This window comes from Archangium sp. (genome assembly GCF_045802675.1).
Lineage (GTDB): Bacteria > Myxococcota > Myxococcia > Myxococcales > Myxococcaceae > Archangium.
This window is the reverse complement of record NZ_JBJMQO010000136.1, coordinates 1-7,901: the sequence shown is the minus strand read 5'-3', so window position 1 is coordinate 7,901 and position 7,901 is coordinate 1. Positions and strand designations below refer to the sequence as shown.

The window sequence follows — 7,901 nt, the reverse complement described above, 5'->3', positions numbered from 1 at the left end:
GCGACGGCCTGGCCTGGGGCTACCTCCACCGCCCCGAGCTCACCGCCGAGCGCTTCGTCCCCAACCCCTTCGCGCGCGATGCGGGCGAGCGCCTCTACCGCACCGGTGACAAGGTGCGCTGGCTGGCCGACGGTACCCTCGTGTTCCTCGGCCGCCTCGACTCCCAGGTGAAGCTGCGCGGCTTCCGCATCGAGCTGGGCGAGGTGGAGTCCGCCCTCGACAAGTGCCCCGGTGTGCGCCAGTCCGTCGTCCTCGCCCGCGAGGACAGGCCCGGTGACAAGCGCCTGGTGGCCTATGTCGTGCCCTCGGCCCCGCAGGCCCCCACCTCGGCCGAGCTGCGCTCCTTCCTCAAGGAGCACCTGCCCGAGTACATGGTGCCCTCCGCCTTCGTGGTGCTCGAGGCGCTGCCCATCACCGCCAACGGCAAGGTGGACCGCAAGGCCCTGCCGGCCCCGGAGTCCACGGCCTCCGCCGCCGAGTACCTCGCCCCGCGCACGCCCTCCGAGGAGAAGCTCGCCGCCCTCTGGGCCGAGGTGCTCGGCGTGCTTCGCGTCGGCGCCGAGGACAACTTCTTCGAGCTGGGCGGCCACTCCCTGAAGGCCACCCAGATCGTCTCCCGCGTGCGCACCGCCTTCCAGGTGGAGCTGCCCGTCCGTGTCCTCTTCGAGACCCCCACCCTCTCGGCGCTCGCTCGCAAGCTCGACGAGCCCGGCGGCCGCCAGGGCTCGAGCGGGCCTCGAGTGACTGCGCCGAGCCCTGCCTCGCGCACGGCGGAGAGGCCGCTGTCGTTCGCGCAGCAGCGGCTGTGGTTCCTCGACCAACTCGAGCCCGGCAGCCCCGTCTACAACATCCCCGCGGCCCTGCGGCTCTCGGGCCAGCTCGACGTCGAAGCGCTGCGCCGCGCCTTCGAGGAGCTCGTGCGCCGTCACGAGTCCCTGCGCACCCTCTTCGTCTCCAGCGACGGCCAGCCCGTCCAACGGATTGCTCCGTCCATTTTCGTCTCGCTCGAGGTGCTGAATCTCCAGGACGTGCCCGCCTCCGAGCGCGAGGCCCGGGCCCGCGAGCTGATCCACCAGGAGGCGCAGCGCCCCTTCGACCTGGCCCAGGGCCCCCTGGTGCGCACGAACCTGCTGCGACTGGCGCCGGAGGAGCACGTGCTGGTGCTGTTGATGCACCACATCATCTCCGATGGCTGGTCCATGGGCGTGCTGGTACGCGAGGTGGCCGCCCTCTACGCCGCCTTCGCTTCCGGCCAGCAGCCCGCGCTGCCTCCGCTGCCCCTCCAATACGCGGACTTCGCCTCCTGGCAGCGCGAGTGGCTCCAGGGCGAGGTGCTCGACTCGCAGCTGGCTTACTGGAAGCAGCAACTCTCCGGGGCGCCGTCGCACCTGGAGCTGCCCACCGACAAGCCGCGTCCGCCCGTGCAGAGCCACCGCGGTGCCCAGTACATCTTCGTGCTGCCGCCCTCGCTCTCCGCGGCGCTCGCCGCCACCAGTTCCCAGCACGGCGTCAGTCTCTTCATGACGCTGCTGGCCGGCTTCCAGGTGCTGCTGCACCGCTACACCGGACAGGACGACATCCTGGTCGGATCGCCCATCGCCGGCCGCCGCAACACCGAGCTCGAGGGGCTCATCGGCTTCTTCGTCAACACGCTCGTCCTGCGCTCGCGCTTCTCCCCGGAGACCTCCTTCCGCGAGCTGCTCCAGCAGGTGCGCGGCACCACCCTGTCCGCCTACGAGCACCAGGACGTCCCCTTCGAGAAGCTCGTGGAGGAAGTGTCCCCGGAGCGGACCCTGGGCTACTCGCCCCTGTTCCAGGTGATGTTCGCCCTGCAGAACATGCCGATTCCCGAGGTGGCGCTGGGCGGACTGACGCTCTCGCCACTGGAGGCCGAGGGCGGCGTCTCCAAGTTCGACCTGTCGCTCTCCATGCAGGAGACGCCGCGGGGGCTGCGAGGCACGATCGATTACAACACGGACCTCTTCGAGCGCGACACGGTGGTGCGGATGGCCGAGCACCTGCAGGTGTTGCTCTCGGCGGTGGTGGCGTCACCCGGAATGCCCGTGTCGCGGCTGCCGCTGCTGCCGGAGGCGGAGAAGCACAAGCTGTTGGTGGAGTGGAACGACCTGCCGCTGGACTACCCGCGCGAGGCCACGCTCCATGAGCTCTTCGAAGCGCAGGTGGAGCGCACGCCCGAGGCCGAGGCGCTCGTGGACGGCACGCGCTCGCTCACCTACGCGGAGCTCAACGCCCGCGCCAACCAGCTCGCCCACTCCCTGCGTGCGCTGGGCGTGGGTCCCGAGACGCCCGTGGGCATCTGCTCCCAGCGCTCGGCCGAGCTCCTCATCGGCCTGCTGGGCATCCTCAAGGCCGGCGGCCTCTACGTCCCCCTCGACCCCGCCTATCCCCGCGAGCGCCTGGGCTTCATCCTCGAGGACGCCGGTCTGCGCTTCCTCGTCGCCCAGTCCACCACGCGCGACAGCCTGCCCACGCACTCCGCGCATGTGCTGCTGCTGGACAAGGACTCCGAGTCCCTCTCCCGCGCCAGCACCCTCAATCCCGAGCGCGCGGCCTCCAGTGCCAACCTCGCCTACCTCATCTACACCTCGGGCTCGACGGGCCGTCCCAAGGGCGTCTCCATCGAGCACCGCAACGCCGTCTCCTTCCTCTTCTGGGCTCGCACCGTCTTCACCCCGGAGATGCTCTCCGGCCTGCTGGCCTCCACCTCCATCGCCTTCGACCTGTCCGTCTTCGAGCTCTTCCTGCCCTTGAGCCTCGGCGGCACGGTGGTGCTGGCTAACAACGCCCTGGAGCTGCCCCGCCTGCCCGCGGCGGGGCGCGTCTCGCTCGTCAACACCGTCCCCTCCGCCATGTCGGAGCTGTTGCACACCGGAGGGCTTCCCCCGTCCGTGCGCGTCGTCAACCTCGCGGGCGAGCCGCTGGCCACCTCGTTGGTGCAGCAGCTCTACCGGCAGCCCGGCCTGTCGCGCGTCTACGACTTGTACGGGCCCTCGGAAACGACCACCTACTCCACCTTCACCCTGCGCCACCCCGACAAGCCCGCCACCATCGGCCGTCCCATCTCCGGCACCCAGGTGTACCTGCTCGACTCCCGTCTGCAGCCGGTGCCCACGGGCGTGCCCGGTGAGGTGTTCATCGCCGGTGCCGGTGTCTCCCGCGGCTACCTTGGCCGTCCCGAGCTCACGGCCGAGAAGTTCATCCCCGACCCCTTCAGCTCCACTCCGGGCGCGCGCATGTACCGCACCGGAGACCTGGCCCGCTACCGCGCCGATGGCAACCTGGAGTACCTGGGCCGCACCGACTTCCAGGTGAAGGTGCGCGGCTTCCGCATCGAGCTGGGTGAGGTGGAGTCCGTCCTCGACAAGCACCCGGCCGTGCGTCAGGTGGTGGTGGTGGCCAGAGAGGACAGGCCCGGCGACAAGCGCCTGGTGGCCTACCTCGTGCCCACCACCCCCGCGTCCCCCGAGCTCACCCCCGTGGAGCTCCGGGCCTGGCTCAAGCAGCACCTGCCCGAGCACATGGTGCCCTCCGCCTTCGTGCTGCTCGAGCAATTGCCGCTCACTCCCAACGGCAAGGTCAACCGCAAGGCGCTGCCGGCGCCGGAGGCCCCCACCGACGTGGGGGCCGGATACGTCGCCCCGCGCACGCCGACGGAGGAAAAACTCGCCGCCCTCTGGTCCGAGGTGCTCGGAGTGCCTCGCGTGGGTGCGGAGGATCACTTCTTCGAGCTGGGCGGCCACTCGCTGCTGGCCACGCGGGTCCTCTCGCGGGTGCGCTCCGCCTTCCAGGTGGAGCTGCCCGTCCGCGTCCTCTTCGAGGCCTCCCTCCTCTCGGCACTCGCCCGGAAGATCGACGAGGCGCGCACCCGTGGCTCGAACCCGGGGCCCGCCCGCATATCCACGGCCCAGACCCGGGACATCCCGCTGGCCTTCTCCCAGCAGCGGCTGTGGTTCCTCGACCAGCTCGAGCCCGGCAGTGCCTCCTACAACATCCCCGCGGCCCTGCGGCTCTCGGGCCAGCTCGACCTCGAGGCGCTGCGCCGCGCCTTCGAGGAGCTCGTGCGCCGTCACGACTCCCTGCGCACCACCTTCGTCTCCAGCGACGGCCAGCCCGTCCAGCGGATTGCTCCGGCACTCTCCATTCCGCTCGACGTCCTGGACCTCCAGGACGTGCCCGCTTCCGGGCGTGAGACCCGGGCTCGCGAGCTGCTCCACCAGGAGGCCCTGCGCCCCTTCGACCTGGCCCGCGGCCCGCTCCTGCGCACGAGCCTGCTGCGCCTGGCGCCCGAGGAGCATGTGCTGCTCGTGGTCCAGCACCACATCGTCTCCGATGGCTGGTCCATCGGCGTGCTCGTGCGAGAGGTGGCCACCTTCTACGCCGCCCTCGTTTCCGGCCGGCGGCCCGCCCTGCCGCCGCTGCCCCTCCAATACGCGGACTTCGCCTCCTGGCAGCGCTCGTGGCTCCAGGGCGAGGTGCTCGACTCGCAGCTGCGCTACTGGAAGCAGCAGCTCTCCGGGGCGCCGTCGCACCTGGAGTTGCCCACCGACAGGCCTCGTCCCGCCGTCCGGAGCCACCGCGGTGCCCAGCACGCCTTCGTGCTGCCGCCCTCGCTCTCCGCGGCGCTCACCGCCACCAGCACCCGGCACGGCGCCAGTCTCTTCATGACGCTGCTGGCCGGCTTCCAGGTGCTGCTGCACCGCTACACCGGACAGGACGACATCTCGGTCGGCTCGCCCATCGCCGGCCGCCGCAACACCGAGCTCGAGGGGCTCATCGGCTTCTTCGTCAACACGCTCGTCCTGCGCTCTCGCATCTCCCCGCGGGCCTCCTTCCGCGAGCTGCTCCAGCAGGTGCGCGACACCACCCTGTCCGCCTACGAGCACCAGGACGTCCCCTTCGAGAAGCTCGTCGCGGAGCTGTCCCCGGAGCGGACCCTCGGCCAATCGCCCCTGTTCCAGGTGATGTTCAGCCTGCAGAACACGCCGGCCGAGTCGCAGAAGCTGCCGGGCCTCACCCTGCGTCAGATGGAGATCGAGGGCAACACCGCCAGATTCGACCTCTCGCTGACGCTCGGCGAGGGCCCCAACGGCCTCGTCGGCTACCTCATCTACGACACCGAGGTGTTCGAGGCGGACACGGTGGCTCGGATGATGCGCCACTACCAGGTGCTCCTGGAGGCCATCACCGCCCACCCCGACACCGCCCTGCGCGACCTGCCGCTGCTCACCTCCGAGGAGCGCCAGCGGGTGCTGGTGGCGTGGAACGACACGCGCGCGGACTTCCCCCGCGAGGCCACGCTCCACTCGCTCGTCCAGGCCCAGGCGCGCCGCACGCCCGACGCCCCCGCGCTCGTCTCCGACGCCTCCTCCCTCACCTACCGGCAGTTCGACGACGCCTCGACTCGCCTGGCCCTGCACCTGCGCTCGCTCGGTGTCGGCCCCGGCTCCCGCGTCGCCGTCTCCTTCGAGCGCTCGCCCGAGCTCCTCGTCTCCCTCCTCGCCACCCTCCAGGCCGGCGCCTCCTGGGTTCCGCTCGACCCTGAATACCCCTCCGAGCGCCTCGCCTTCATGCTCGAGGACAGCGGCGCGCAGCTGCTCCTCACCCGCTCGTCCCTGCGCCAGGCCCTGCCCTCCACCCAGGCCCAGGTCCTGACATTGGACTCGCTGGAGTCGCTGGAATCGCTGCCCCCGCCTCCCCCGGGCACGACGCTGCCCGAGCCCGAGGCCACCCGCCCCGCCTACGTCATCTACACGTCCGGCAGTACGGGCCGGCCCAAGGGCGTGCAGGTGGCCCACCGCGCCGTGGTCAACCACCTGCACTGGCGCCAGCGCCACTTCCCCATGGGGCCCCAGGACGCCTTCCTCCAGAAGGCCTCCTTCAGCTTCGACATCTCCGTCTGGGAGATGTTCGCTCCCCTGGTCGCCGGTGCCCGGCTGGTGCTCGCCCGCCCCGGTGGGCAGCGCGACTCCGACTACCTGGTGCAGGCGGTGGTGCGCCACGGCATTACGCACCTGCACTTCGGTCCCGTGCCCCTCGCCGCCTTCTTGCAGACGCCGGGCGTGGAGCACTGCCAGTCGCCGCGCTTCGTCTTCTGCGGCGGCGAGCCCCTCACCCCCGAGCTCCACTCGCGCTTCGTCTCCACGCTGAGCGCGCGGCTCGTGCACCAGTACGGGCCCACGGAGACGTGCATCGACAGCACCGCCTGGGAGTGCCCCTCCAGCCCGGTGTCGTCGCTCCCCATTGGCCGCCCCATCTCCAACACGCAGGCCTACGTCCTGGACGAGTGGCTGCGGCCCGTGCCTCCGGGAGTGGCCGGGGAGCTGTACCTCGGCGGCGATGGCCTGGCGCTTGGCTACCTCCACCGCCCCGAGCTCACCGCCGAGAAGTTCATCCCCCATCCCTTCAGCGCGGCTCCCGGCGCGCGCCTGTACCGCACCGGCGACAAGGCGCGCTGGCTGGCCGACGGCAACATCGAGTTCCTCGGCCGCCTGGACTCCCAGGTGAAGCTGCGCGGCTTCCGCATCGAGCTCGGTGAGGTGGAGTCCGTCCTGGCCCGGCACCCGGCCGTGCGCCAGGGCCTCGTCCTCGCTCGCGAAGACCGGCCCGGCGACAAGCGCCTGGTGGCCTACGTGGTAGCTTCCGCTCTCTCCTCCGAGCTCAATACCGCGGAGCTGCGCTCCTTCCTCGTGGAGCACCTGCCCGAGTACATGGTGCCCTCCGCCTTCGTGGTGCTCGAGCAGATGCCGCTCACGCCCAATGGCAAGGTGAATCGCAAGGCCCTGCCCGCTCCGGAGTACACGGCCTCCGCCGCCGAGCACATCGCTGCGCGCACGCCCACCGAGGAGAAGCTCGCCGCCATCTGGGCCGAGGTGCTCGCCGTGCCCCGCGTTGGCGCCGAGGACTCCTTCTTCGAGCTGGGCGGCCACTCCCTGCTGGCCACCCAGGTCATCTCCCGCGTGCGCACCGCCTTCCAGCTGGAGCTGCCCGTCCGCGCCCTCTTCGAGGCGCCCGTCCTCTCCGCGCTGGCCCACCGGATCGACCAGGTCCGCGGCCGCCAGGGCGAGAACGAGCTCAGGGCAGCGCCCGCGTTGAAGCCCGCGCCGCGCACGGGAGCCATCCCCCTGGCCTTCTCCCAGCAGCGGCTGTGGTTCCTCGATCAGCTCGAGCCCGGTAGCCCCGTCTACAACATCCCCCACGCGCTGAGGATGTCGGGCCAGCTCGACACCCAGGCGTTGCGCCAGGCCTTCGAGGAGCTCGTGCGTCGTCACGAGTCCCTGCGCACCACCTTCGCCGCCCACGACGGCCAACCGCTCCAACTGATTGCTCCGACACTCTCCGTGCCGCTCGAGGTGCACGACCTTCAGGACGTGCCCGCCGCCGAGCGTGAGGCCCGGGCCCAGGACCTGGTCCGTCAGGAGGCACAACGCCCCTTCGATCTGGCGCGGGGTCCGCTCCTGCGTGCCGCCCTGCTGCGCCTGGGCGCGGATGACCATGTACTGCTCGTCACCCAGCACCACATCGTCTCCGACGGTTGGTCCATGGGAGTGCTCGTGCGCGAGGTGGCCTCGCTCTACGCCGCCTTCGCCTCCGGCCAGCAGCCCTCGCTGCCACCCCTGCCCATCCAGTACGCCGACTTCGCCCTCTGGCAGCGCGAGTGGCTCCAGGGTGAGGTGCTCGACGCGCAGCTGGGCTTCTGGAAGCAGCGGCTCTCCGGCGCTCCGGCGCACCTGGAGCTGACCACCGACAGGCCTCGTCCTCCCGTGCAGACGTTCCGGGGTGACAACCTGCCCGTGGCGCTGCCCAGGGCCCTCTCCGAGTCCCTCAAGGCCCTCTCCACGCGTCTGGGTGTCACGCCCTTCATGACGCTGCTGGCCGGCTTC

1 protein-coding gene is annotated in these 7,901 nt (G+C 71.0%); it reads left to right on the top strand.

Annotated features, from left to right (window positions below):
* On the top strand, window positions 1-7,901 hold a 7,901-nt coding region (locus ACJ8AN_RS37555; RefSeq protein WP_407760416.1), incomplete at both ends, for an amino acid adenylation domain-containing protein.